Raw genomic sequence first — 24300 nt, 5'->3', positions numbered from 1 at the left:
TCCCGTGGTTCATTTTCGCGTCAGTGAAAACACCTGGCTCGAGGCCATCGTGCGTTACCTTGTGCCGCCGAAGGAAGCGGGCCGCACCAAAACACGCTTGATCAAGGAAATGCTGGCGCGAATGAATGCAAAACCCGATCGCGTGCTGTTTCCGAAGAGCAATTTGAGGTGAACTTCCTCACGCCCCGCCCGCGTCGCGGCAGGCAAGCCCGGATGATCGACGATATGGGCTCCGTTTATCGGGCTCGTGCATGGATGTATCGCGGGGACAATTCGCTGATCCGGTATCTGCAGGGCAATAAGTGCGAGCTGGCGGGGCCGTCATGCATGACAACACCCGTTCTTCGCCGGGTGCACCCATTTCCGGGAGCCGAATGCATGCGAGATTGTCGCGGATGAAATCAGCCCTGATGGCTGGTGCCGCTTTTACAAGGCCGCGGCCCGGCCTGATCAGTCGACGTCCTGGTATAACACACCCCAACCGACAACACTGTATCACCGTTCCTCTGGCGGCTTGAGGTGCCGGAATTGCATCAGCAGCAGCAGGTCATAAATGATCTTTAGGGCACCGCAGATCAGGAGGGGCCATGCCCGGAACGAGGCAGCGAACAGAGCGCCCGCCAAGGCGGGACTGGCTGCGGCGGCTAGGCTGCGCGGGACAGATGTGAAGCTCGCGGCCGCCGCCCGCTCTGCCTCCGTGACGACGGCCATGACGTAAGACGATCGCGTCGGGACGTCCATCTGCGAAAGCGCAGCGCGGATCAACAGCAGGACGAGTGCCAGAGGCAGCGTGGGCGCAAGCGCCGCCAACATCAGAGCAATGCTGGACGGAATGTGAGTGAACACCATCGTGTTGATGAGCCCGATGTGCCGGGACAGCCAAGCAGCAACGGGGAATGAGAACGCCGAAAGTACGCCGGACCAGAAGAAGAAAAAGCCCGCTTCCGAGAGCGACAGGTCGAATGTTTCGAAAAGCCACAGGGCAAGCAGCGACTGGACGACGAAGCCGCCGGCGAAGGCATCAAGGCTAAAAAGGGCCGCGAGCTTGAACACAATATTGCGCGAGGGGCCGAGCGCGGACGCGGTGCCGGAGTCCGACGCTGGACGGCGCTGCGGGATCCGCGCGTAGAGAAGGCCGCCGAGCAGGCCCAGAAATGCATAGAGCACGAACATCGCCTTGATGCCGGTGAGTTGGTCGAAGCCGGCTGGAGCCAGAAGATCAGGTGTCGCCGAAGCAAGCGCGCCAACCGCGCCTGCGAGCGCACCCACCAGGCTGTAACGCGCGAACATTTTGGTCCGGGCGGCATCAGTGACTTCGCGCGTGAGCACGGCATGCTCTAAAGGTACGAATACGCTGACGCTGCCGGCCGACGGGTTGATGGTGCCTGCGAAGGCGATCACCAAAAGCAGCGCGTAGTCGTGGACCACAGCAAGGGCCACACCTGTGGCGACCATCAGACTGGCGGCGGCAAGCAGGAGTTGGCGGTGATCGTGTCGGGCACCAAGGAGTCCGGCGGCGATGGTCATGAGCGCTGAACCGAGCAGCGATGCGGTTGCTATGATGCCGACCTGCAGTGGTGCGAAGCCTAATGCCAAGAGATAGACCGGCAACAGAATTGCCACGAAGCCGTCGCCCATGTCGCGCAGGGCTCGTGCCGCAAAAAGAAACGTCGCCGGGCGGATCTGCTGCACTGATCTAGCCTGCCCTCATCACCTCGGCGTCACCGGCTTTGGCAGCGTCGCTCGACGGGGCCGGAAGATCATGACGGAGTCGCATTAGACATTTCAGCGAAGCGCATATCGGCTTCAATCCTCAGGCCACCGCCCAACAATGCTGATTCATATCGTGTCAATGGCTTGTAACGACCGAAGACGCAGCTGGCGCATATTGCACTTGGCTGTCAAGGGTCGGGATTGGGGGGCAGAATACCTGCTCGTCATCTTGCATTTAGGGAAGGTCCGAGAGGGGTCAGTTCACGTCGATGCACGCAGGGCACCAAAATGTCCGCTTCTGACATTCCGAGCCTCGAAGCCGCAAGTCCGCTTGCGGCCCAGAACGCGACGTTAGAGTATCTGCTCGGCAATAACGGCTTCTGGCGCTACCCGCGCATTGCGGTATTAGGCCCGGACGGCAAATCCAACCCAAAGCGGTGTCCAGCCTCGGGTAGCAGGCATCAGGTTTTCACCACTGGTCAGGCCGCCTTGACGAGCCTGGTTTCCGGCGTCGATGAAATCTGGCCGGCCCGATCGTCCTCGGTATCTTCCCACCAGTCGCCCAGGGCGTCGATGAGCGGCACAAGCTTGAGGCCGGGCGCCGTGAGGTCATAGTCGACGCGTAGCGGATAGCCGGCATGTGCAGTTCGCCGCACAATCCCGGCTTCTTCCAGCTTGCGCAGTTCCAGCGCCAGAATGCCGTGCGACACGGTCGGGTTGTCACGCCTCAGTTCGCTGAAGCGCTTGGTCCCGTCCTTGAGATAGTAGAGCAGCAAGGTGGGCCAGCGACCGCTGATCACGCGCATGGTCTCTTCGATCGGGCAGCGTGAGACGACATCCTTCATGGCGGGTCCCTGGTTACAGAATAGTGCGTAATTTACATGGACGACCAGCGTTTAGGGTCAAGCTTCGCTGCGCAGCGTGATCCCTAACATGGAAGAGACAAAGAAATGGAACCTATCCTCCTTTACGGCGTCCCGGCGGGAAGTTCGATGGGGCTTGTCGCTGCTTTTGAACGCCTCGGACAGCCTTACCGCCTGTGTCGCGTCGACATGCTCACCGAAATGAAGAACGACGCCTATGCCAGCATCAACGGCCGTCAAGAAACGCCGGTGTTGATCACGGACGAAGGCAGAGTGCTCACCGAGACCATGGCGATTGCCGCTTGGCTCGAAGCCAGCGACACGCAACGTCGCATCAGCTTCGATCCTCGCTCGCCGGAAGCCGACCGGATGCATCAGCTGATGGCTTTCGTGAACACCGGTTTCACCGCCGCTTTCACCCCGCTCTGGGCTGCATATGAAATGGAATCGGCCGAACCGGTCCTGCTGGCGACCTTGCGCGACTTTGGCCGCAAGGCCGTTGCCGAACGCCATGACCGGCTTGAGGCGATGATCGTCGACACGGACTTTCTGGTCGGCGATCGCCTGACGCTGGCGGATACCACGCTCATTGGCGTGGCACGCTGGGCGGAGTTCCACAAGGCGGTCGACGGCGCCTCCTACCCCAAGCTGGCGGCGTTGCGCCGCCGGATCGAAAGCGATCAGGACGTGCGGTATGCGCAGGCCATCGAGGATGGCGAAAAGCCGGCGGGTTCGGGTGCCTGCCTTGGCCACATTCCGCTGGCCGAGGTGATTGAACGATTTGGTGCCTAGACTAGCACACGCCAGCCGCGCGGCACGGACGCGCCCTGTGCCGCGCGGCGCTTGCTCCGACACCACCCGATTCGCGACAATCACATCGAATTCGGCTATTATGCCATCGCTTTTGAAATGGCAGCCACGGGCGGCCATCCTGGCGGTGGCCGCCCCGACACACGGGAGAATGGTTATGGCCAGCTTTCATGTCATGTCGGACGCGCGTGGAATGCACGTGCAGCCCACGGTGCGCCGCATCACCACGGCAGACCTGATGGATGTGCTACGGCTCGGCGTCGAGGATTTCTGGGCAAAGCCATCGCATTACGTGTTCATGTGCCTGATCTATCCGGTGGTCGGATTGATCCTGGCGCAGTGGACGACATCCGGCTCCAACGCCATCCAGCTCCTCTATCCCCTGATGTCCGGCTTCGCCCTGCTTGGACCGTTCGCCGCGATCGGCCTCTACGAGATCAGCCGCCGCCGCGAACTCGGCATGGACACGTCCTGGTGGCACGCGCTCGACGTGCGCCACTCGCCGGCGCTGCCGGCGATCGCAGTCATCGGCGTCATGCTGGTGGCACTGTTCCTGCTCTGGCTGTACACCGCGCAATCGATCTACACCGGCCTGTTCGGCAATCAGCCGCCCGCCTCGATCGGCGGCTTTTTGCGCGAGGTGCTGACAACGCCCAAAGGCTGGACGCTGATCCTGCTCGGCAATGCGGCTGGCTTCGTCTTCGCCGCGATCGTGCTGGCGACGACCGTCGTCGCTTTCCCGCTGCTGCTCGACCGCGATGTCGGCGCGGTCTCGGCAATCGAGACATCGGCGCGGGCGGTGATGACAAATCCGCTGCAGATGGCGCTGTGGGGCCTGATGGTGGCCGTGCTGCTGGTCATCGGCTCGATCCCGCTGTTTGCCGGGCTCGCCGTCGTCATGCCCGTGCTTGGTCATGCGACGTGGCACCTCTATCGCAGGGTGGTCGAACCGGAGCGGGCGCAGCAGGACCGGCGGCCGATGTAGGCTACGGCGGCGGTGCCGCCGCTCTATCTTTTCGTTTGAGCATCGGATTCTCCCAAACCGGTACCCACTTTTGGGTCCGATGCTCTTAGTTAACGCTGCGCGTCGGTTGTCATCTTCAGGGCCAGTGCGGTCAGCACCGTGCCCATCATCCAACGCTGGATCACCAGCCATAGCGGTCGGCCGGCGAGGAACACGGCGATCGAGCCGGCCGTAACCGCGATGATCGCTTTGACGGTGAGGCTGATCGCAATCTGCGTGGTGCCGAGCACCAGAAGCTGCGAAAGCACGTGGCCCTTGCCGGGGCTGATGAACTGCGGCAGCAGCGAAAGATAAAGCACCGCCACCTTCGGGTTGAGCAGATTGGTCATCAGGCCCATGGCGAACAATTTGCGCGGCCTGTCCTTCGGCAGTTCCCGGACCTGGAACGGCGAGCGTCCGCCTGGCCTCACTGCTTGCCAGGCAAGCCACAAAAGGTAGAGGGCGCCGGCAAAGCGCAGCGCATCATAGGCGTAAGGCACGGCAAGCAGCAGCGCGGTGATGCCGAATGCCGCTGACAACACGTAGAAGACAAAGCCGAGCCCCACGCCACCGAGCGAGATCAGGCCGGCTTTCGGCCCCTGAGACAGCGATCGCGAGATCAGATAGATCATATTCGGCCCAGGCGTCAGCACCATGCCGAGGCAGACCAGCGCGAAGGCGAGATGATTGGCGGCTTCGGGCACAGGTGCATCTCCGGATGGCGACTCCGCGCCTCCCGATGATCTCCATCCGATGTGCACGGTCAGGCGAACGCTCCAAGTGCCCTCGCTAGTCCGCACGCGCAAGAGCATGACAGCGCAAGCCATTGCGCCAGCCCGTCGCATCGCCGCTTACATGTCAGCCGACGATGCGCAGGTTCGACAATTCGTTGGCGATTTCCTTGAAATTGTCCGACAACGTCGCCCCGGTCGCGTTCCAGAACAGCTTGGCCGGTTTGGTCGGATCCGTGGGATCCATGCGGAAGCGCGAGTCCGACGAGCATGCCTTCAGCGCCTCGAGCGCTTTCTTATCGCCGGCATCGGTGGTCGACAGGTCGAGCGCGACGGTCATGACGAGAATGTTCGAACTCTTCGCGTTGGCGCAAAGGGTCTGCATCTGCTCGTCCAGAGCGGCGGTGTAATTGGCGCCGGTATAGGTGGTCTTGCCGATGTCCGTGCTCGTGTTCATGAACAGGCGCGTCACGCTCCCAGAGCCCGGATATGTCAGGCCGGTGTAGCCGTAAGCGGCATAGGTCGACCTGTTGTTGGCATAGCCGCTGTCGCTGACGGCGCTGTAGGTATTAGCGCCGTCAGTCAGCACGATCACCACTTTGTCGTTGCCCCTTTCGGTGTTCGGCCGACCCTCGGTGAAAGGTTCGTTGCTCGACACCGTCCGCCAGCCCCAGGCAAGGCCTTCCGGCACGTTGGTATTGCCGTTCGGCGCCATGGCGTCGATGGCGTTCTTGATCTCGTCTTTCTGGGCAATCTGGCTCACGTCTTTGAGCGGCGTGATCGGGTTGGTCGTGCAGGACGAATTCGGGCCGTCGCCCGAGGCAGCCGACTGCGAGCCGTAAGGCTTGACCAGGAAATATTTGCGCATGTCCGACTGCCGCTCGGATGCGGTCGGACTTGCGGTGTAGGGCCAGTCGGCCCACCAGTTGTTGCCGTAACCATAGGACAAATAGGTCACGTCGTTAGCGCCGTCGCGGTTGAAATCGAGCCAGAGGGTGCCAGCCTCGTCCGGCGCAAACATCGGCACGAACAGCGTGGCAGGCGTGGCGGTGTTCGGCGTCGTATCGTCGTTATTATACGGGTGCGGCCTCGCCTCGACGCAACCCTGCCAGCTCGCATAGCGACTGGTGGTGTAGATATATTCCGGAGTGGTCCAGTGGCCGCTGCTGCAGTTGCCTTTTTTGTTATAGGTGTCGCAGATATACTGTTTCGTGTTAGGCACTTCTTCGCGGCCGGACTCGACCGTGATGTCGGCGTAAAGGCTGAAGCGGGTCAGTGGTTGATCCTCGCTGTCGCCCCAGCCGGCGCCGCGCTTGTACCAGACGCCGTTGAGCTTCTCAGCGTATTTGTCCGGATCGTTGGCGGGGGTCATCTTCGTCCAGTCGAAATCCTCGTGCTGGATCGGGGAGATGCCGTCCTGGTCCATCCAGCTATCCTGGTCATGGGTGGGACCGACATTGACCGAAGCAGCGAACGGCACCAGGGAGAACTGCACCGGTTTAGTGACCTGCTTCATCTGCTGTGCCTGCAGTGCCAGCGTATCGACAAGCTGCTTGGCGGCAGTCTTCAGCAGGTCTATTCGCTTCGCGCCGGTGCCGGACCCCAGATTATTCATCGAGCCGGAATTATCGAGCACAAGGGCTACTTCCAGCGTGTTCTTGAGGCGGATTTCCGAGCACGCCGTGAAGGTCGTATCGCTGGTGGTCCCGCCGCCCATCAGCATAGCGGCGGCCGGCAGAAAATAGGGGTGATACGTCAGGGCGCTGCAGAGCTTCAACGTGCCGCCACCCGCATTGCTGTTGGGCAGGGTGACGGTAAGCAAAGTATTGGCCGGATCGACAGGGCCGAGATTGGCTTCGAAGAAAGTCTTGGCATAGGCCTTGGCGTCGTCGTCGCTTGCGCCGGAGACGATCTTATGAGCGGTAGCCAGGCCGGCGCCGTCCAGGGCATTCAACGTAGCGTTCTTCTGGCGGAGCAGTTCCGAGTAGTCGACGCTGAGCGCCAAGCCGCCCATGAGCGGCACCATGGTGATGACCGTCATCAGCGTATAGTTGCCACGCCGGTCCCTACCGAATTTTCGGATCATTGCCGTCAGCACCCCGCCAGAACCCCTTATGTCCGCGAACGATGCCACCAATCCTTAAATTTCAGATTGCTAAAATATGTCCAAGGTCGACACACTTTTTCAAAGCTCGTTAACCACGCCGCCGCTGGGCCAATGCCGCCCGCGATCGGGATCGCCGCCGAGCCTCCGGAATCGGCTAAAGCTCGGGAAACGAAAATTTTTGTGCTTTGCGATTATGCCTTCATTGCTGGGTGGCATGCTGAACGCAGCGAAAGCTGGTGACAGGGTGAAGAGCTTCGGTTAATGCGGTCCGGTCGCTGCGGATCGTCGGCGGCGGCGCTCGCAACCATCATGACCTGGGAAACGATATGGCGGATTCGCCCGATATCATCGGCTCGCTCGCGGATTTGTCTGCAGCCTATTCTGCCATCCTGTGCGATGTCTGGGGCGTGGTCCACAATGGCGAACGGCATTTTCCGGCCGCCGCTCTGGCGCTGGCGACCGCACGCAAAGCGAAGATACCTGTGGTGCTGATCACCAATTCGCCGCGGCGCAGCGCCGATGTGGTGGCGCAGATGAATGCGATCGGCGTTCCTTCTGCGGCCTATGACCGTATCGTCACCTCCGGTGACGTGACCCGCGACCTGATCATCGAGGGCCCGCGAAAGATCTTCCATATCGGCGCCGACCGCGATTTCACGCTCTATGACGGTCTTGACGTCGAGCTCGTCGAGGAGTTCGAGGCATCCGGCGTGGTCTGCACCGGGCTGTTCGACGACGAGGTCGAGAAGCCGGAGGACTACGCCGATCTTCTTCGGCGGCTACGCGCCAGGAACCTGCCCTTCATCTGCGCCAATCCCGACATCGTGGTCGAGCGCGGCGAGCGGATGATCTGGTGCGCCGGGGCCTTGGCTCGCGACTATGCCCAGCTCGGCGGGCGGACGCTGATCGCCGGAAAACCTTATGCCCCGGTCTATGATGTCGCGATGAAGGAGATCGCCGACCTGCTCGGCCGCACGGTCGAGCGCTCGAACGTGCTGGCCATCGGCGACGGCATGATGACCGACATCAAGGGGGCTGCCGACAACGGCTTCGACGTGCTCTACGTGTCGGGCGGCGTGCATGCCCGCGACTACGGCGATCCGCTACAACCGGATCCGGCCAGGCTAATTGCCTTTCTGGAAAGGCACGGCTACCGGCCGGTCGCGGTCATTCCGAGACTGCAGTAGGGTCGCTCGATGACGGAAGCCTCCGAACGCGTTTCTGCAATCTCGCCGCTGCCGGCCCATTTGCGGGGTGGCGTGGTGGCGATCGGCAATTTCGACGGTGTGCACCGCGGCCACCAGGCGGTGCTCGAGCGCGCGCTTGCCGAGGCCCGCCGGCGCGGCGTGCCGGCTCTGGTGCTGACCTTCGAGCCGCATCCGAGAAAGGTGTTCCGGCCTGAGATACCGCTGTTCGTGCTGACGCCGCCGCCGATGAAAGCACGGCTGTTATCGTATCTAGGCTTTGCCGCACTCGTCGAACAGCCGTTCACGCGCGGCTTCGCCGCATTGTCGGCGGAAGCGTTCGTGACCGACGTGCTGGACAGGAACCTCGGCATCAGTCACGCAGTGACCGGCTTCGACTTCCACTTCGGCAAGGACAGGCAAGGCGGCCCGGCCTTTCTGATGGCGGCCGGCGAACGCCACGGCTTCGGCGTCACCCTGGTTGACGCGTTTCGCGACGAGGGCGCCGAGGTGGTGTCGTCGAGCCGGATCCGCGCGCTGCTGTGCGAAGGCGCGGTGGCCGAGGCCGCCGGCCTGCTCGGCTACCGCTTCACGGTCGACAGCGAGGTGATCGGCGGCCAGCAGCTTGGCCGGACGCTCGGCTTTCCAACCGCCAATATGAGGCTTTCGCCGGAAGCCACTCTGAAGGAAGGGATTTATGCCGTCCGCTTTCGTCGCGCCGACGGCACGCTTCATGATGGGGTTGCCAGCTTCGGCCGCCGCCCGACCGTCGATGACAACGGCGCGCCGCTTCTGGAAACCTTCGTCTTCGACTTCTCCGGCGATCTCTACGGCGAGATTTGCGCTGTGTCCTTCTTTGGTTTCCTGCGCGCCGAGGTGAAGTTCGACGGGCTCGACGCGCTGGTCGCACAGATGAAGCGCGACGAGGTCGAGGCGAGGGCGCTGCTTGCCGGGGTCCGCCCGCTTTCCGATCTCGACGCGGCCATTGCTTTTTGAGCTTATTTTTTTAGCGCCAGGCCGACCGCAATGAAGGCCCAGCCCTGGAAGATCAGGTCGACGGCGAGAAACAGCCCCAGCACCCATACGCTGTTGACTGGCCAGCCCATAGCGATGACCAGGCCTGCCAGCGCGCTGATGACGCCGGCCGCCACCAGCCAGCCCCAGCCTTTTTCCGGTCTGTGCTTGTACCCGACCCAGGCCCTGAGCACGCCAGAGGCGAGAAGGGCGACCGCCAGCAGGAAGGTCAGCACCGCCGACGCCAGCAGCGGATTGTAGAAGGCGAAGAACCCGGCGACTGCATAGAGGAGGCCGCTGAGCAGCCAGTAGAAGAACCGGCTCCATGTCTTCACACCGAAGGCATGCATGATCTCGATGATTCCGGCCATCAGCATCAGCCAGCCGACGACATAGACCGAGGCGACCGTGGCGATGAACAGATTGCCGAATGCGATGCCGCCGAGGATCAGAAGCAGCACGCCGAGCCCGACGAACCATCCCCATTTCGCCCGCGTCTGACCAATCGCATCCCTTAAAGCATCGCGTTGCAGGGTCATCGCCGCCATCTCCATCGAGGTCGCCTGGCATCTTGCCAATTTGGAGGGTAGCGCCGAAGGCCTTGCCCGTCCAGCGAGCAGCTTGCACCGGACGCACGCCAAAAAAGCGAGGCAGCGTTTCGAATTTAAATCAAAGTTTACTGAACCGGCGCCATGGCTCTTGGCCAGGCCGGTTGTTCCCGCCGGCGTTTCGTGCGTATGGAGTGACGATGCGTTCTGTCAGGGTGTTTCAGGTGGTCTTGGCCAGCTTCGTGCTGTGCGCGCCCGGTGCCGCCGAAGCCGGCGAGGGCGCTTTGGGCTGGCTGTCCGGCGACTGGTATCTGACGGTCGGCGCCACCGGCATGGTCGCGCCGAACTTTGAGGGCGGCAAGAAGTACCTGCTCAGCGCCCAGCCGATCATCTCGCTCGGCAAGGCCGGTCCTGCGGCCCGCTTCACCTCGCGCAACGACAACATTTCGCTGGCGTTGATCGACGACGGCGGCCTCCGCGCCGGCCTGACCGGAAAATTGCTGTTTTCGCGCGATGGCGACGACGCCGACGAGCTGAAAGGCCTCGACCCGGTGCGCTGGGGTGGCGAGGCCGGCGGCTTCTTCGAATTTTATCCTTTTGACTGGTTGCGTGCCCGCGCCGAATTGCGGCGCGGCATTCGCGCCCATAGCGGCTTTGTCGCCGACATCGCCGCCGACGCATTCTATGATGTGACGCCCGACGTCAGAATTTCGGGCGGGCCGCGCGTCTCGTTTGCCTCGTCAGACTATTTCGACGCCTATTACGGCGTCAACGCCGAGGAAGCCGTGGCTTCGGGCCTCAGCCGATACCGTCCGGGCGGCGGAGTGAAGTCGGCGGGCCTCGGCGGCGGGGTGACCTGGAAAGTGACCGAGCCGATGACGGCCAGCCTGTTCGGCGAGTATTCACGCCTGATGGGCCCGGCGGCCGATTCCAGCCTGGTCAAGGAGCGCGGCTCCAGAGATCAGTTCATGATCGGCGTATCGACGACCTATCGCTTCGATTTCTCGATGTGAGTGCTTAGCCCGGCAATCGCCTATCGGCCGGATGCATTATGACGTCATTAGCTGCAATGAAGGCACCGAGAGTTCGGGCTTTTCAATATCGCCTGTCTCGGCTAAAAGCCCGGCCATGACGAGCGTTTCGCGCCCTCTCGCGCTTGCGATACGAATTACGAGCCCGGTGTTCCGGACGGCTTGAGCGCCGCCGGAGCCGCCGGGAATTTTGCGCGCGGCCTCTCGCGCTTTTTCCAGATCATGATAGTTCAACGCCCGGGCTCTTTTGCCGGGCAATGCATATGGCAGACCAATGACCGATACCCCAATGACCGACACTGTTGAAACGATCGACTATTCCAAAACGCTTTATCTGCCGCAGACGGATTTCCCGATGCGCGCCGGCTTGCCCGAGAAGGAACCGCTGCTGGTCAAGCGCTGGCAGGACATGGACCTTTACCGCAAGCTGCGCGAAAACGCCGCCGGCCGCGAAAAATACGTGCTACATGACGGCCCGCCCTACGCCAACGGCAACATCCATATCGGCCATGCGCTGAACAAGATCCTCAAGGACGTCATCACCCGCTCGTTCCAGATGCGCGGCTACGACTCGAACTATGTGCCCGGCTGGGATTGCCACGGCCTGCCGATCGAATGGAAAATCGAGGAGCAATACCGCGCCAAGGGCAAGAACAAGGACGAGGTCCCGGTCAACGAGTTCCGCAAGGAATGCCGCGAGTTCGCCGCGCACTGGATCAAGGTGCAGGGCGGCGAGTTCCAGAGGCTCGGTGTCGTCGGCGACTTCGACAATCCCTATACGACGATGGCGTTCCATGCCGAGGCGCGCATCGCCGGCGAACTGTTGAAATTCGCCATGTCGGGCCAGCTCTATCGCGGCTCCAAGCCGGTGATGTGGAGCGTTGTCGAGCGCACCGCACTGGCCGAGGCTGAGGTCGAATACCAGGACTATGAGAGCGACACGATCTGGGCGAAGTTTCCGGTCGTCAGCCTCGCTCGTCAGGTCACCAACGTCGAAGATGGGCAGCCGGCCTTGGATCCAAAGCTGACGCAGACGTCACTGGACTTGCTGGAGGCCCATGTCGTCATCTGGACGACCACGCCGTGGACCATACCCGGCAACCGCGCCGTAAACTATTCGCCACGCATCAACTATGGCCTCTACGAGGTCACTGCGGCCGAGAATGCTTTCGGCCCGCAGCCTGGCGAAAGACTGATCTTTGCCGACGCGTTGGCGGACGAGGCTGCGGCCAAAGCCAAAGTGACGATGAATCGCTTCCGTAGCATTTCGGCCGAAGAGCTTGGAAGCCTTACCCTTTCTCATCCCTTCAAAGATTTGAATGGCGGCTACGACTTCCCCGTCCCAATGCTCGCCGGCGACCACGTCACCGACGATGCCGGCACCGGCTTCGTTCACACCTCGCCCAGTCACGGCCGCGAGGACTTCGATGCCTGGACGGACGCTGCATCGGAACTGCGCCAACGCGGCATCGACACGGCGATCCCGTTCCCTGTCGACGACGCCGGCTTCTTCACCAAGGATGCGCCCGGCTTCGGCCCGGACCGCGAGGGCGGTGCGGCCCGCGTCATCGACGACAACGGCAAGAAGGGCAATGCCAATCAGGCGGTCATCGACGAGCTGATCAAGCGCAACGCGCTGTTCGCGCGCGGCCGGCTGAAGCATTCCTATCCGCATTCGTGGCGGTCGAAGAAGCCGATCATCTTCCGCAACACGCCGCAATGGTTCGTCTACATGGACAAGGAGCTCGGCGACGGCACGACGCTGCGCAGCCGTGCCTTGAAGGCCATCGACGACACCCGCTTCGTGCCTGCCGCCGGCCAGAACCGCATCCGCGCCATGATCGAGGAGCGCCCCGACTGGGTGCTGTCGCGCCAGCGCGCCTGGGGCGTGCCGATCGCCGTCTTCGCCGATGCCGACGGCAATGTCCTGCGCGACGAGGCGGTCAACCAGCGCATCATGGACGCCTTCGAGAAGGAAGGCGCCGACGCCTGGTTTGCGGCCGGCGCCAAGGAGCGTTTCCTCGGCAACCACGATGCCTCGAAATGGCAGCAGGTGATGGACATCCTCGACGTCTGGTTCGATTCCGGCTCGACCCATGTCTTCACCCTGGAGGATCGTCCTGACCTGAAATGGCCGGCCGACGTCTATCTCGAAGGCTCCGACCAGCATCGCGGCTGGTTCCACTCCTCGCTGCTTGAAAGCTGCGGCACCACGGGCAGGGCGCCTTACGACACCGTCGTCACCCATGGTTTCACCATGGACGAGGAGGGGCGCAAGATGTCGAAGTCGCTCGGCAACACCGTGGTGCCGCAGGACGTCATCAAACAGTCGGGCGCCGATATCCTGCGGCTATGGGTGGTGACGACCGACTACTGGGAGGATCAGCGGCTCGGCAAGAACGTCTTGCAGACCAATGTCGACGCCTACCGCAAGCTGCGCAACACCATCCGCTGGATGCTGGGCACGCTTGCCCATGACGATCGCGAGGACGTGCCGCTGGACAAGATGCCGGAGCTGGAGCGGCTGATGCTGCACCGGCTTTCCGAACTCGATGAAGTCGTGCGCGCGGGCTACGACGCCTTCGAGTTCAAGCGCATCACCCGCACGCTGCTCGACTTCATGGTGGTCGAGCTGTCGGCCTTCTATTTCGACATCCGCAAGGACGCGCTCTACTGCGAGGCGCCGTCCAGCGTAAAGCGCAAGGCGTCCGTGCAGGTGGTACGCCATCTGTTCGACTGCCTGGTGAAATGGCTGGCGCCGATGCTGCCCTTCACTATGGAGGAGGCTTGGCTCGACCGCCATCCGGACGCCGTCTCGGTGCATCTCGACCAGTTCCCGCCAATCCCGTCCGGCTGGAAGAACGAGGCGCTGGCGGAAAAATGGCGCAAGGTGCGGCAGGTCCGCCGTGTCGTCACCGGCGCTCTGGAGATCGCACGTGCCCAGAAGGTCATCGGCTCGTCGCTGGAAGCGGTGCCGGTCGTCATGCTCGACGATGCGGCGCTCGAAGCGGCGATATCAGATGTCGACATGGCCGAAATGGCGATCACCAGCGATCTGGTCATTGCGCATGGCGACGCGCCTTCTGGTGCCTTCACGCTGGACGACATCAAGGGCGTCGCCGTGGTGGTCGAGAAAGCCGAGGACCGGGGCCTAGTCAAATGCGCGCGCTCATGGCGATACACGGCCGATGTCGGGCAGGACGAGGAATTCCCCGACGTTTCGGCGCGGGACGCGGCGGTCCTGCATGAATTGAAGGCGCTTGGTCGTATATAAGGCGGTGCACAAATGCCACGGCGGGCGGCTGATCAGCCCCCGCTCGTTGCCCTTAACGAGTGGTTGAGGTAAACACGCGAAACTCCGGCCGACAAATTGTCGCCGGATTTCCGTCGGAAGCATAAGCGATGGGGGACCGGGCCTTTGGCCGGTGGTGATCGAGAGGCTGCTAGAGTGGGACTTTTTGCCATGACCGAAAGAACTTGCGCGCGCGTTGCGCTGCTGGCGCCGCTTGTCGTATCCGGCCTGGCCCTGTCCGGCTGCATGGGCTCGCCGACCTACGGGACCGACAAGACCGCCTCCGCCCAGCTTGCCGGCGATCTCACCAGCGCTTTTACAGTCATGCCGAAGAACAAGGAAAAGATCGACTACAAGCCGCGCCCCGAACTGGTGAAGCCGGCGCCGGGTCAGAAGGAACTGCCGCCGCCGCAGGAAAGCATCGCGACGGCAAGCGCCGATTGGCCGGAATCGCCCGAGCAACGCCGCGCTCGCCTGCGCGCCGAGGCGACGCTCCATCAGGACGATCCGGACTATCAGGCGCAGATCGTCGATGACGTCCAGACGGATCCGTCGGCGGTCAAGACTGCGATGGCGCAGTCGGCTTCCAGTCATCCGCCGGCCTGGACGCCCGCGGATTCGGACAAGGGGCGCGCCGCCGAGGTCAAGCGCCGCCTCGCCGAAGCCAAGCAGGGTGATCCGAACACCCGCAGATATCTGAGCGAGCCGCCGGTGCAATACCGCGCCGCTGCCGCCACCGCGCCGGTGGACGACCTCGGCGAGGACGAATACAAGAAAGCACGCCGCCTCAAGAAGGAAGCGGCCGCCAAGAACAAGAGCGGCGGCATGTTCGACTGGCTGCCGTGGTAAGCTGCCGGCGCCAGGGAAATCCGGCGACGCTACGGTTCGCGTCGCTCTCTGAAAAAATCCTTCAGGAGCAGCGCCGCGTCGCTTTCAGCCATGCCTGGATAGATGTCTGGCACATGGTGGCACGTCGGTGAGGCGAAGAAGCGCACGCCGTTGACCACGGCGCCGCCCTTCTCGTCGGCGGCGCCGAAATAGAGCCGGCGCAACCTGGCGAAGGAAATGGCGCCGGCGCACATGGCGCAGGGCTCCAGCGTCACATAGAGATCGTGGCCGGTGAGCCGCTCGCTCGATAGCTTGCGGCAGGCCTCGCGGATCGCCAGCATCTCGGCATGGGCGGTGGGGTCGGAAAGCTCGCGGGTGCGGTTGCTGGCACTGGCAACGACCATATCGCCGCTGGCGATGACCGCGCCGACCGGCACTTCGCCGCGCAAGGCGGCGGCTTCGGCCTCCTTCAGCGCCAGCGCCATGAAATCCGGCCGCTTCAAGCGGTTTCCATTCCTATTATCTCCTCGCTACTCCGGCGTGATCCTGTTATCTAGCGCATGACCCCGAAAACCGGAATCGGTTTCGGAAGGGATCATGCGCCAAATCAAAGTCCTACAGCGTCCTTTGCGCGTCCGTACGGACGCGCAAAGCTGTAGTGCAAACGAGCAAAAGCCACATGGACGACAAAGACAAGAAATTCCCGCGCCAAAAGGGTCCCCGCAAGAACGGCCCGAAACCGTCGGGCCCGCGTGGTCGTGATACCGCTGCCGGCAAGGGCGGTAAGCCGTCCTTCGGCGCGAAAAAGCCGTACGCGCCGCGCGGCGATCGACCGATGGCGGCTGACGGCGAGCGGCCGAAGCGCGACTTCAAAAGTGGCGACCGGCCGTTCGGCAAGGGGCCGCGCCCTGAAGGCAAGCCCTATGAAAAGCGTGAGGGGCCGCGCAAGCCATACGCCCCGCGCGGCGACCGCCCGATCGCGGCTGACGGCGAGCGGCCGAAGCGCGACTTCAAAAGTGGCGACCGGCCGTTCGGCAAGGGGCCGCGCCCTGAAGGCAAGCCCTATGAAAAGGGTGAGGGGCCGCGCAAGCCATACGCCCCGCGCGGCGACCGCCCGATCGCGGCTGACGGCGAGCGGCCGAAGCGCGACTTCAAAAGTGGCGACCGGCCGTTCGGCAAGGGGCCGCGCCCTGAAGGCAAGCCCTATGAAAAGCGTGAGGGGCCGCGCAAGCCATACGCCCCGCGCGGCGACCGCCCGATCGCGGCTGACGGCGAGCGGCCGAAGCGCGACTTCAAAAGTGGCGACCGGCCGTTCGGCAAGGGGCCGCGCCCTGAAGGCAAACCTTATGAAAAGCGCGAGGGGCCTCGAAAACCCTATGCGCCACGCGGTGACCGGCCGGCGGCTGCCGAAGGCGAGCGCAGCGAAAGGCGCTTCGACCGTCCCAAGGGAGACTTCAGTGATCGCCCCAAGCGCGATTTTGCCGGTGATCGGCACCAAGGGGCATCGGCCGGCGGCTTCAAGCCTCGCCCGCGTCCCGCCGAAGCGACGGAAGAGGCTGGTGAGCGCATTGCCAAGCGGCTGGCCCGCGCCGGCCTTGCCTCGCGCCGCGATGCCGAGGAGCTGATCGCGGCCGGCCGCGTCAAGGTAAATGGAAGGGTGCTGTCCTCGCCCGCCTTCAATGTTATGCCTGGCGACATCGTCCATCTCGACGGCATGGAGATCCCGCCGATCGAGCGCACCCGGCTGTTCCTGTTCCACAAGCCGGCCGGCGTCGTCACCACCAACCGTGATCCCGAGGGCCGCAAGACCGTCTTCGACGTGCTGCCGGCCGAGCTGCCGCGGCTGATGACTATCGGCCGGCTCGACATCAACACCGAAGGCCTGCTGCTGCTCACCAATGATGGCGGACTGGCGCGCGTGCTCGAACTGCCGGCGACTGGCTGGCTCAGGCGCTACCGCGTGCGCGTCCACGGCAAGGTCGAGGAAAGTGCGCTCGCCGGCTTGCGCGAAGGCATTGCCGTTGACGGCGTCTTTTATGGCGCCATCGAGGCGACGCTCGACCGCGAGCAAGGCACCAACGCCTGGCTGACGCTCGGCCTGCGCGAAGGCAAGAACCGCGAAGTCAGGAACATACTGGGCTCGCTTGGCCTCGACGTGACGCGACTGATCCGCATTTCCTACGGACCGTTCCAGCTCGACGACCTGCCGGAGGGTCATGTGCTGGAGATCAAGGGCCGGGTGCTGCGCGACCAGCTTGGCGAACGCCTGGTCGAGGAGTCCGGCGCCAATTTCGACGCTGACATCACCAAGCCGTTTTCCAACAGGCCGGTGCGGCGCGAAGCGGTGCGGGAAGAGGAACCGGAGCGGCCGAAATTCACCCGCGACGGCGAACGCCGTCCGATCGGCGAAGGCGGATTGATCAAGAACCGCAAACGCCGCGAAGGCGGCCGCGACGCGGCGCTGGGCAAGCTGTCGACAAGTCCCGGTAGAAGCTTTGCGCCGGAAAAGAGCTTTGGTGAGCGTGGCCCAAAATCTGAACGCAGCGGGCCTGAACGCGGCGGCTTTGGCGATCGCGGCCCGAGGCCGGGCGGCTTTGGCGGAAAACCGGGCGGCAGGAAAAAGTCCGAACGCGAGCAGCGTCCGATCGAGCCGCCGGGCCAGCGCAAGGCCAATGTCTGGATGGCGCCGGGCGCGCGGCCGATCGGCAAGGGCAGGGCGGACGCCGACGCCGCCAAGGCGGCCGAAGCCAAGGAACGCAAGGCCTCGTTCAAGCCGTCTTCCGGCAAGCCGGCCAAACCCGGAGGCGCAAAGCCGTTCGGCAAGCCGCGTGGCGAACGCCCCAATTCCGGCAGCAGTGATAGCGGCAAAGGCGGCGACCGGCCGCGCAGGGGCCCCAAGGGATCAAGGGGAGGCAATGCGGATCGTCGGCGGTGAGTTTCGCGGGCGTCCGCTGGCGACGCCCCGCTCAAGCGCCATCCGTCCGACCACCGACCGCACCCGCGAGGCTGTCTTCAACGTGCTGGCGCATCGCTTCCCCGACAGGCTGATCGGCGCGCGCGTGCTCGACCTGTTCGCCGGCACCGGCGCGCTCGGACTCGAGGCGCTGTCACGCGGCGCATCTTATGGCGTCTTCATCGAAGAATCGGCGGAAGGGCGCGGCCTGATCCGCACCAATGTCGAGGCCTTCGGCCTCACCGGGCGTACCAAGATATTTCGTCGCGACGCTACGGCCCTGGGCGACGCGGGCACGATCGCCGCGTTCGGCCTGGTGTTCGCCGACCCGCCCTATGGCAAGGGACTGGGTGAGCGTGCCTTGCGCTCGGCCAAGGCCGGCGGCTGGCTCGCCCCCGGCGCGCTCTGCGTCGTCGAGGAGGCGGCAGCGGCGCCGTTCGAGGCAGGGCCGGGCTTTTCGGTTGTCGACGAGCGCAGCTATGGCGAGACGGTTATCCGCTTCATCGAAGCCGCCTGAGTTCGGCCTCCTTTGCGCGCGAAAATGACGAACAAATCACTTTGCCTGTATCGCCATCCCCGCCTATCGTCCCGCCCATGACAACCGGAGCCATTGATGACACCTCAGGCTGAATGGCTGCGCGGAACGCTCTTGGCGCTGGCTCTCGTGATGACCGGCCCGGTGCTGGCCGACAACAAGCCGGACGACGGCAAGGTGACGAATTTCCTGCTCGACAACGGCATGGAGGTTGTCGTCATTCCCGATCACCGGGCGCCGATCGTCACCCATATGGTGTGGTACAAGATCGGCAGCGCGGATGAGCCGCCCGGCAAGTCCGGCATCGCCCATTTCTTCGAGCATCTGATGTTCAAGGCGACGACCAATCACGCGGCCGGCGCGTTCGACCGCGCCGTCTCCGCGATCGGCGGTTCGAACAACGCTTTCACCTCCTATGACTACACCGCGTTTTACGAGACGGTGGTGCCGCAGGCGCTCGAGCAGATGATGGATTTCGAGGCTGATCGCATGCGCAACCTCATCCTCAACGACAATGTCATCGCCACCGAGCGCGACGTGATCCTGGAGGAACGCCGCTCGCGCATCGACAGCAATCCGCAGGCGGTGCTCGGCGAGGAGGTCGACGCCACGCTGTGGCAGAACCAGCCCTATCGCATTCCGGTGATCGGCTGGATGCAGGAGATGGAGAAGCTGAACCGCGCCGATGCCAAGGCTTTCTACGACAAATATTACACGCCCAACAACGCCGTGCTGGTGGTGGCCGGCGATGTCGACCCGGAGGTGGTCAAGGCGCTGGCCGAAAAGACGTATGGCAAGATTGCGCGTGGTCCAGACCTGCCGCCGCGCATCCGTCCGGTCGAACCCGAGCAGAACACCAGGCGCACGGTGACGCTCACTGATGCGCGTGTCAGTGTGCCGAACTTTTCGACGCAATGGGTGGTTCCCTCCTATCACACTGCAAAGCCGGGCGAAGCGGAAGCGCTGGACTTGCTGGCGGAGATCCTCGGCGGCGGTAGCCGCAGCCGGCTCCACCAGCAGCTTGTCGTCAAGCAGGGCATCGCCGCCGAGGCCGGCGCCTTCTTCCAGGGCACCATGCTCGATGCCACCAACTTCACCGTCTATGGCGCGCCGCGCGGCGACGCCAGGCTGGCCGATGTCCAGGCGGCGGTCGAGGCCGAGGTCGCCCGCATCGCTAAGGACGGCGTCACGTCAGGCGAGCTGGAGAAGGCCAAGGATCGTTTCGTCCGCTCGATGATCTTCGCCCGCGACAAGCAGGATTCGATGGCCAACATCTACGGCGCGACGCTCGCCACCGGCGGCAGCGTCAGGGATGTCGAGGAATGGCCGGGCCGCATCCGCAGGGTCACCGCCGACGAAGTCAGGGACGTTGCAGCGCGCTATCTCAATCTCAACCATTCGACATCAGGCTATCTCTTGCCGCAGACACAGGCGGGGAATTGATTTGATGAGGAATCAGCATAGCGGCGCGTTTTGCCTTCTCCCCTTGTGGGAAAAGGTGGATTGGCGCGAAGCGCCAAGACGGATGAGGGGTGTTGGCCGGAGCGCCATCGGTGCCAAGCTGGAACACCCCTCATCCGACCGAGCTTCGCTCGGCCACCTTCTCCCACAGGGGGAGAAGGGAAGGTCGCGCATAGCCCCTTTGGCCACCCTGCTCCTTTCCCTATTCTTCCTCATCCTGCCGTCACTCACCGCTCGCGCGGCCATGAGCATCCAGGAGGTGACGTCGCCAAAGGGCATCACCGCCTGGCTGGTTGAGGACTATTCCGTGCCGTTGGTCGCCATCCGCTTCGTCTTCGACGGCGGCACGACGCAGGATCCCGCTGGGAAGGAAGGGCTTGCCAATCTGATGAGCGGCCTGTTCGACGAGGGCGCCGGCGATCTTGACAGCGAGGCCTTCCAGATAAAACTGGACGACGTCGGTGCCGAGATGAGCTTCGAGGCGGCGCGCGACGGCACCTACGGCTCGATGCGCATGCTGGCCGAGCAGCGCGACGCGGCGTTCGACCTGTTGCGGCTGGCGGTCACAGAGCCGCGTTTCGACCAGGCGCCAATCGACCGCATCCGCGCGCAAGTGCTGTCCGGCATCATCGCCAACGAGCTTGACCCCGACACGCTCGCCCAGCGCAAATGGCTGGAGGCACTATACGGCACCCATCCCTATGCGCGGCCCGACCAGGGCACCAGGCAAAGCATCGCCACGATCACGCCGGACGATCTCATCGCCTTTCACAAGGCGAACTTCGCTCGCGATGGTCTGCATGTGGCGGTGGTCGGTGCCATCGATGCCGAGACGTTGAAGAAAAAGCTCGATATGGTCTTCGGCGGCCTGCCGCAACACCAGGCGCTCGCGCCCGTCGCCGATGTCGATCCGAAACTCAACCAGCAGCTCGAGGTCAATTACGACCAGCCCCAGACGTCGCTGCAACTCGCCTATCCCGGCGTCAAGCGGAGTGCGCCGGATTTCTTCGCCGCGGTTCTGATGAACGAGATCCTCGGCGGCAGCGCCTTCACCTCGCGGCTGTTTGAAGAGGTGCGCGAAAAACGCGGCCTGGCCTACAGCGCCAGCTCCGACCTGGTCGACCACCAGCACGCCAACGCCCTGGCCATCACCACGGCGACCCGCGCGGACCGGGCGGCGGAGACCTTGGCCGTCGTGCGCGACGTGGTGAAGCGCATGGCCGAGGAGGGGCCGACCGAAGCGGAACTGGCGGCGACCAAGAAATACTTGATCGGCGCCTATGCCATCAACAATCTGAACTCCTCCGGCGCCATCGCCGCGACGCTGCTCGAACTGCAGCTCGACAAGCTCGGCATCGACTACATGCAGCGCCGCGCCGCCCTCATCAACGCGGTGACGCTGGATCAGGTCAAGGCGGCGGCGAAAAAACTGCTCTCCGCCGAGCCGGCCATCATGATCGTCGGGCCGAAGCACGGCGAGGCCAAGGAGGAATGAGCCCAAATGGGGGGCAAGTAATGAGCCCGAGCTTCGGCATCGCCTTCGGCGGCGGCGGCGCGCGCGGGCTGGCGCACATCCATGTCATCGAGGCGCTGGACGAGCTGGGTATCAGGCCGGTCGCGATATCAGGCTCATCGATCGGCGCCATCATGGGCGCCGGTATGGCTTCGGGCATGGCCGGCAGCGACATTCACGACTATATGCGCTCGATCCTCGGCCGCCGCGCCGAGGTGGCGGCGCGCATGTGGCGGGCGCGGCCAGGCACCTTTGCCGAGGCGCTGCAGGGCGGGCTGCGTGTCACCCAGTTCAATGTCGAGCGCATCCTCAAGGCATTCATGCCCGACGCCATACCCGAAAGCTTCGCCGAGCTGAAAATACCGCTAAAGGTGACGGCCACGGATTTCTTCGGCCATAAGCTCGCCGTGCTTAGCGGCGGCGACCTGCATTCGGCGCTTGCCGCCTCGGCGGCTATTCCCGCGGTATTCCGCCCGGTGATGCGCGACGGCAGGCTGCTGATCGACGGCGGCATCTACAATCCGGTGCCGTTCGATCTGATCGAGCACGACGCCGATATCATCATCGCCGTCGACGTCGTTGGCGCGCCGACCAAAAGCGGGCGCAAATACCCGACCTCCGTCGATCTGATGTTCGGCGCCACGCAATTGATGATGCAGTCGATCATCGCCGCCAAGCTGAGGCAATGCCAGCCGGACATACTGGTCAGGCCGGCGGTGTCGAAATACCGCGTGCTCGATTTCATGAAGATCGACGCCTTAATGGCCGAAACGGCTGATATCAAAGATGAGCTGAAGCGGGAGATCGAGAAGGCGGTGGAGGTGCGGGCCAAGGTCGACACGGGCAAGCGCACCAAGCAGGTGGGGGGCGTGGCGCGGAAAGTCTGACGTTTGGTGGCCTCAATCGAACGGCGCACCGCGAGAAGCCCAGCAGACCCTTTCGCGATATGACTATTCCGCTGCCGCCTGAACCGTTCGCAGGTCGATTGAACGGTTGAGGATCAGCGGCCCGGCATGGCTTTCGCACGCTGTTCGCGGCTGTTGCCGCACATCCGGGCAGATCGCAGCCAGCCCCTCCATCGAGAGCACGTCGGGTATTCTGGTGTGGCTGACGCAAAGCGCACCGTCGGCACCCCACGCCGCCTCGAACGACATATCACGCGCGGCCTCGTCCTGTTGGATGCCCTTGCGGTCGTAGATCACGATCGGCGTTCCGTTGCGGGTATGGCCGACGCCATCGACGCCGACGGCGTGGCCATGCCGCTGACGCCGATGGAGCTCGATCTGGTGGCGGCCTTCGCCACCCGGGCCGGCCAGGTCATTGGTCGCGACGAATTGCTCGATCTGGCGCCGCCCAGGGGCGACGAGCCGTTCGACCGCAGCATCGACAGCCGCATCACCCGGCTGCGCCGCCGGCTCGAAAAGGACGCGGCCAAGCCGGAACTGATCAAGACGATCCGGGGTGTGGGATACCTGTATCCAAGACGGTGAATGAGTGTGATCAGGAACCAGGCTGCCCCGCGGGCGGAACGATCTGCATGACAAGGCGCATCAGGTCGGCCTGCCGGGAGGCGCCGGTCTTCTGGAAGATATTGTCGAGATGCGTCTTGGCGGTCGCATTGGCAATATGAAGGCTGGCGGCGGTCTCGGCCAGGGTGTGCCCGGCCACAAGGCTGGCGAGCACACGGGTTTCGGCCAGCGTAAGCCCAAAGGCTCTCGCCAGCATTCCGGCGGCGTCATGCTCGTCCGGTGCATTGCCGATGAACACCGCGGCTACCGCCGCGGGTTCCATGCCGGCGCGCAGGTCGCCGCCGGCCATCGGCAGCACGCGGGCGAAGACGGGCGGCAGGCCGGATTCGGTGAGGAGGACGGCAAGCCCCGTCTTGCCGATGCTGACCTCATCATGAGCCGCAAGCATGATGGCGCTGTGAAGTTCCCTGGAAGCCGACGGGATCTTCGCTTGCAGAATGCCCCGGACATCCTGGATCGGGCCGCCGCTCTGCAGCATGTGCTTGGCCGAGCGGTTGGCGTGCAGGACGGCGCCACGTTCATTGGTGAGGACCACGGCGCATGTGAGCGCATCGAGCGCCTCGGCCATTCCTGCGCGCTCGACAGTGCCGATGTCCAGCATGTTGCTGATTATCACCGAACGGCGCACATGCGGCAGCAACAGTCTGCCAAGCTTGATTTCGCGCTCGGTGATAATGCCTTGCCGCTTGTGTCGGGCAACGGCGAAGCCGGCAAGACGGGCAGGGCTGTGGATCAGGAAGAACGACATGACGTCGACCAGGCCTTGCGGCTTCAGCCACTCCTGAAAATATCGGGAGGTCTCCAGGTAGGTCTGAGGGATATGACGCGAGACCACATGCGGCACATCGAGCGAAGGCCATGTCGAGAGATCCTCGAGCAGCCGGGCGTGGATTTCGGGGATATATTTCGCCTGTTGCTCCAGCCAGTATGGCTCTATTCCCACGGTCCTGTAGATCAGCAGCCGGTCGTTGGCGAGGTCGTCAAGGTGCAGGACCGCAGTCTGGGCATCGAGCGCATCCCTGATCCCAGCCAGCGCGTGCTCCCATCGCCCCGGGTCGAGTGCGCAATCGTAGATTGAGCCGATCAGCTTCGACAGATCATGATGCGACAATGCCTTAGCCATCGACGGCCCCCCGCATGTCGACAGCGCGTCCGACGCGGAAAGCAGCGCGCTCTCACAGGTGC

The 24300-nt window shown here is 63.7% G+C and carries 22 protein-coding genes and 1 pseudogene; 14 read left to right on the top strand and 9 right to left on the bottom strand.

Going from position 1 to position 24300, the window contains the following annotated elements; genetic code table 11:
* Positions 1–172 (top strand): annotated as a pseudogene (locus CIT31_RS32450) (mechanosensitive ion channel family protein); the annotation flags it as partial.
* A 323-nt stretch (positions 173–495) separates the two neighbouring features.
* Here CIT31_RS32450 and CIT31_RS32445 read toward each other — a convergent pair.
* Together CIT31_RS32445 and CIT31_RS32440 are read right to left on the bottom strand one after the other, a co-directional pair.
* On the bottom strand, positions 496–1692 hold the full coding sequence (locus tag CIT31_RS32445) for an MFS transporter (protein WP_095521857.1): 1197 nt from the start codon (positions 1690–1692) through the stop codon (positions 496–498).
* A gap of 500 nt (positions 1693–2192) precedes the next feature.
* Positions 2193–2558 (bottom strand): winged helix-turn-helix transcriptional regulator, encoded by a 366-nt coding sequence (locus tag CIT31_RS32440; RefSeq protein ID WP_095521856.1) that lies wholly within the window; start codon positions 2556–2558, stop codon positions 2193–2195.
* Between the two features lie 105 nt (positions 2559–2663).
* On the opposite strand from CIT31_RS32440, the gene CIT31_RS32435 reads away from it, so the two are divergent.
* Both CIT31_RS32435 and CIT31_RS32430 read left to right on the top strand, forming a co-directional pair.
* Positions 2664–3368 carry a glutathione S-transferase family protein gene (locus CIT31_RS32435; RefSeq protein ID WP_095521855.1) on the top strand — a complete coding sequence of 235 codons (705 nt, stop codon included), beginning with the start codon at positions 2664–2666 and terminating at the stop codon, positions 3366–3368.
* Between the two features lie 175 nt (positions 3369–3543).
* Positions 3544–4371 (top strand): DUF2189 domain-containing protein, encoded by an 828-nt coding sequence (locus CIT31_RS32430; RefSeq protein WP_095521854.1) that lies wholly within the window; start codon positions 3544–3546, stop codon positions 4369–4371.
* A gap of 89 nt (positions 4372–4460) precedes the next feature.
* Here CIT31_RS32430 and CIT31_RS32425 read toward each other — a convergent pair whose 3' ends face one another.
* Together CIT31_RS32425 and CIT31_RS32420 are read right to left on the bottom strand one after the other, a co-directional pair.
* Positions 4461–5093 (bottom strand): LysE family translocator, encoded by a 633-nt coding sequence (locus CIT31_RS32425; protein ID WP_095521853.1) that lies wholly within the window; start codon positions 5091–5093, stop codon positions 4461–4463.
* 154 nt (positions 5094–5247) lie between these two features.
* Entirely contained in the window at positions 5248–7206 is a 1959-nt protein-coding gene (locus CIT31_RS32420; RefSeq protein ID WP_095521852.1) for a pilus assembly protein TadG-related protein, read from the bottom strand.
* A 347-nt stretch (positions 7207–7553) separates the two neighbouring features.
* Here CIT31_RS32420 and CIT31_RS32415 point away from each other — a divergent pair, with 347 nt between their 5' ends.
* Together CIT31_RS32415 and CIT31_RS32410 are read left to right on the top strand one after the other, a co-directional pair.
* A complete protein-coding gene (locus CIT31_RS32415) occupies positions 7554–8414 on the top strand; it encodes a TIGR01459 family HAD-type hydrolase (RefSeq protein WP_095521851.1) in 861 nt (286 codons plus the stop codon).
* A 9-nt stretch (positions 8415–8423) separates the two neighbouring features.
* Positions 8424–9407: a bifunctional riboflavin kinase/FAD synthetase gene (locus tag CIT31_RS32410; protein ID WP_095521850.1), complete on the top strand. Its 984-nt coding sequence runs from the start codon at positions 8424–8426 to the stop codon at positions 9405–9407.
* Between the two features lie 2 nt (positions 9408–9409).
* Here the strand turns inward: CIT31_RS32410 and CIT31_RS32405 are convergent, their stop codons facing one another.
* On the bottom strand, positions 9410–9964 hold the full coding sequence (locus CIT31_RS32405) for an HdeD family acid-resistance protein (protein WP_095521902.1): 555 nt from the start codon (positions 9962–9964) through the stop codon (positions 9410–9412).
* A gap of 209 nt (positions 9965–10173) precedes the next feature.
* Between CIT31_RS32405 and CIT31_RS32400 the strand changes: the two genes are divergently transcribed.
* A complete protein-coding gene (locus CIT31_RS32400; RefSeq protein ID WP_095521849.1) occupies positions 10174–10986 on the top strand; it encodes a MipA/OmpV family protein in 813 nt (270 codons plus the stop codon).
* A 36-nt stretch (positions 10987–11022) separates the two neighbouring features.
* On the opposite strand, the gene CIT31_RS32395 is transcribed toward CIT31_RS32400, so the two are convergent.
* Complete coding sequence (locus CIT31_RS32395) at positions 11023–11238, bottom strand: hypothetical protein (RefSeq protein ID WP_095521848.1); 216 nt, start codon at positions 11236–11238, stop codon at positions 11023–11025.
* 55 nt (positions 11239–11293) lie between these two features.
* On the opposite strand from CIT31_RS32395, the gene ileS reads away from it, so the two are divergent.
* Both ileS and CIT31_RS32385 read left to right on the top strand, forming a co-directional pair.
* The gene (ileS, locus tag CIT31_RS32390; RefSeq protein ID WP_095521847.1) at positions 11294–14278 is read left to right on the top strand and encodes an isoleucine--tRNA ligase; all 2985 of its coding nucleotides are present in this window, start codon (positions 11294–11296) and stop codon (positions 14276–14278) included.
* Between the two features lie 189 nt (positions 14279–14467).
* Positions 14468–15145 carry a hypothetical protein gene (locus tag CIT31_RS32385; protein ID WP_095521846.1) on the top strand — a complete coding sequence of 226 codons (678 nt, stop codon included), beginning with the start codon at positions 14468–14470 and terminating at the stop codon, positions 15143–15145.
* A 29-nt stretch (positions 15146–15174) separates the two neighbouring features.
* On the opposite strand, the gene CIT31_RS32380 is transcribed toward CIT31_RS32385, so the two are convergent.
* Positions 15175–15627, bottom strand: coding sequence for a nucleoside deaminase (locus tag CIT31_RS32380; protein ID WP_095521845.1), 453 nt, complete (start codon positions 15625–15627; stop codon positions 15175–15177).
* Positions 15628–15803: 176 nt separating this feature from the next.
* Here CIT31_RS32380 and CIT31_RS32375 point away from each other — a divergent pair, with 176 nt between their 5' ends.
* The 5 genes from CIT31_RS32375 to CIT31_RS32355 all read left to right on the top strand — a co-directional run bounded on the left by CIT31_RS32375 (position 15804) and on the right by CIT31_RS32355 (position 22473).
* Positions 15804–18059: a pseudouridine synthase gene (locus CIT31_RS32375; protein ID WP_095521844.1), complete on the top strand. Its 2256-nt coding sequence runs from the start codon at positions 15804–15806 to the stop codon at positions 18057–18059.
* Complete coding sequence (gene rsmD / locus CIT31_RS32370; protein WP_065009665.1) at positions 18040–18594, top strand: 16S rRNA (guanine(966)-N(2))-methyltransferase RsmD; 555 nt, start codon at positions 18040–18042, stop codon at positions 18592–18594. Before CIT31_RS32375 ends, rsmD begins: the two co-directional genes overlap by 20 nt.
* Positions 18595–18690: 96 nt before the next feature.
* A complete protein-coding gene (locus CIT31_RS32365) occupies positions 18691–20055 on the top strand; it encodes a M16 family metallopeptidase (RefSeq protein WP_095521843.1) in 1365 nt (454 codons plus the stop codon).
* A 262-nt stretch (positions 20056–20317) separates the two neighbouring features.
* Positions 20318–21568 carry a M16 family metallopeptidase gene (locus tag CIT31_RS32360; RefSeq protein ID WP_425350690.1) on the top strand — a complete coding sequence of 417 codons (1251 nt, stop codon included), beginning with the start codon at positions 20318–20320 and terminating at the stop codon, positions 21566–21568.
* A gap of 20 nt (positions 21569–21588) precedes the next feature.
* Positions 21589–22473 (top strand): patatin-like phospholipase family protein, encoded by an 885-nt coding sequence (locus tag CIT31_RS32355; RefSeq protein WP_095521842.1) that lies wholly within the window; start codon positions 21589–21591, stop codon positions 22471–22473.
* 63 nt (positions 22474–22536) lie between these two features.
* Here the strand turns inward: CIT31_RS32355 and CIT31_RS35605 are convergent, their stop codons facing one another.
* Complete coding sequence (locus CIT31_RS35605; protein WP_245316543.1) at positions 22537–22788, bottom strand: ADYC domain-containing protein; 252 nt, start codon at positions 22786–22788, stop codon at positions 22537–22539.
* 21 nt (positions 22789–22809) lie between these two features.
* Here CIT31_RS35605 and CIT31_RS35600 point away from each other — a divergent pair, with 21 nt between their 5' ends.
* Positions 22810–23076: a winged helix-turn-helix domain-containing protein gene (locus tag CIT31_RS35600; RefSeq protein ID WP_245316542.1), complete on the top strand. Its 267-nt coding sequence runs from the start codon at positions 22810–22812 to the stop codon at positions 23074–23076.
* A gap of 10 nt (positions 23077–23086) precedes the next feature.
* On the opposite strand, the gene CIT31_RS32345 is transcribed toward CIT31_RS35600, so the two are convergent.
* Positions 23087–24238 carry a helix-turn-helix transcriptional regulator gene (locus CIT31_RS32345; RefSeq protein ID WP_095521840.1) on the bottom strand — a complete coding sequence of 384 codons (1152 nt, stop codon included), beginning with the start codon at positions 24236–24238 and terminating at the stop codon, positions 23087–23089.
* Between the last annotated feature and the right edge of the window lie 62 nt (positions 24239–24300).

This window comes from Mesorhizobium wenxiniae (assembly GCF_002284535.1).
Lineage (GTDB): Bacteria > Pseudomonadota > Alphaproteobacteria > Rhizobiales > Rhizobiaceae > Mesorhizobium > Mesorhizobium wenxiniae.
Note: the sequence above shows the minus strand (reverse complement) of the source record. Positions and strands in the feature narration are given on the sequence as shown.

Coding starts and splice junctions, on each gene's coding strand:
- ileS (WP_095521847.1), top strand. CDS start 11,294: ATGACCGACACTGTTGAAACGATCGACTATTCCAAAACGCTTTATCTG.
- CIT31_RS32430 (WP_095521854.1), top strand. CDS start 3,544: ATGGCCAGCTTTCATGTCATGTCGGACGCGCGTGGAATGCACGTGCAG.
- CIT31_RS32355 (WP_095521842.1), top strand. CDS start 21,589: ATGAGCCCGAGCTTCGGCATCGCCTTCGGCGGCGGCGGCGCGCGCGGG.
- CIT31_RS32385 (WP_095521846.1), top strand. CDS start 14,468: ATGACCGAAAGAACTTGCGCGCGCGTTGCGCTGCTGGCGCCGCTTGTC.
- CIT31_RS35600 (WP_245316542.1), top strand. CDS start 22,810: ATGGCCGACGCCATCGACGCCGACGGCGTGGCCATGCCGCTGACGCCG.
- CIT31_RS32405 (WP_095521902.1), bottom strand. CDS start 9,964: ATGACCCTGCAACGCGATGCTTTAAGGGATGCGATTGGTCAGACGCGG.
- CIT31_RS32440 (WP_095521856.1), bottom strand. CDS start 2,558: ATGAAGGATGTCGTCTCACGCTGCCCGATCGAAGAGACCATGCGCGTG.
- rsmD (WP_065009665.1), top strand. CDS start 18,040: ATGCGGATCGTCGGCGGTGAGTTTCGCGGGCGTCCGCTGGCGACGCCC.
- CIT31_RS32400 (WP_095521849.1), top strand. CDS start 10,174: ATGCGTTCTGTCAGGGTGTTTCAGGTGGTCTTGGCCAGCTTCGTGCTG.
- CIT31_RS32375 (WP_095521844.1), top strand. CDS start 15,804: ATGGACGACAAAGACAAGAAATTCCCGCGCCAAAAGGGTCCCCGCAAG.
- CIT31_RS32435 (WP_095521855.1), top strand. CDS start 2,664: ATGGAACCTATCCTCCTTTACGGCGTCCCGGCGGGAAGTTCGATGGGG.
- CIT31_RS32415 (WP_095521851.1), top strand. CDS start 7,554: ATGGCGGATTCGCCCGATATCATCGGCTCGCTCGCGGATTTGTCTGCA.
- CIT31_RS32420 (WP_095521852.1), bottom strand. CDS start 7,206: ATGATCCGAAAATTCGGTAGGGACCGGCGTGGCAACTATACGCTGATG.
- CIT31_RS32360 (WP_425350690.1), top strand. CDS start 20,318: ATGAGCATCCAGGAGGTGACGTCGCCAAAGGGCATCACCGCCTGGCTG.
- CIT31_RS32345 (WP_095521840.1), bottom strand. CDS start 24,238: ATGGCTAAGGCATTGTCGCATCATGATCTGTCGAAGCTGATCGGCTCA.
- CIT31_RS32365 (WP_095521843.1), top strand. CDS start 18,691: ATGACACCTCAGGCTGAATGGCTGCGCGGAACGCTCTTGGCGCTGGCT.
- CIT31_RS32410 (WP_095521850.1), top strand. CDS start 8,424: ATGACGGAAGCCTCCGAACGCGTTTCTGCAATCTCGCCGCTGCCGGCC.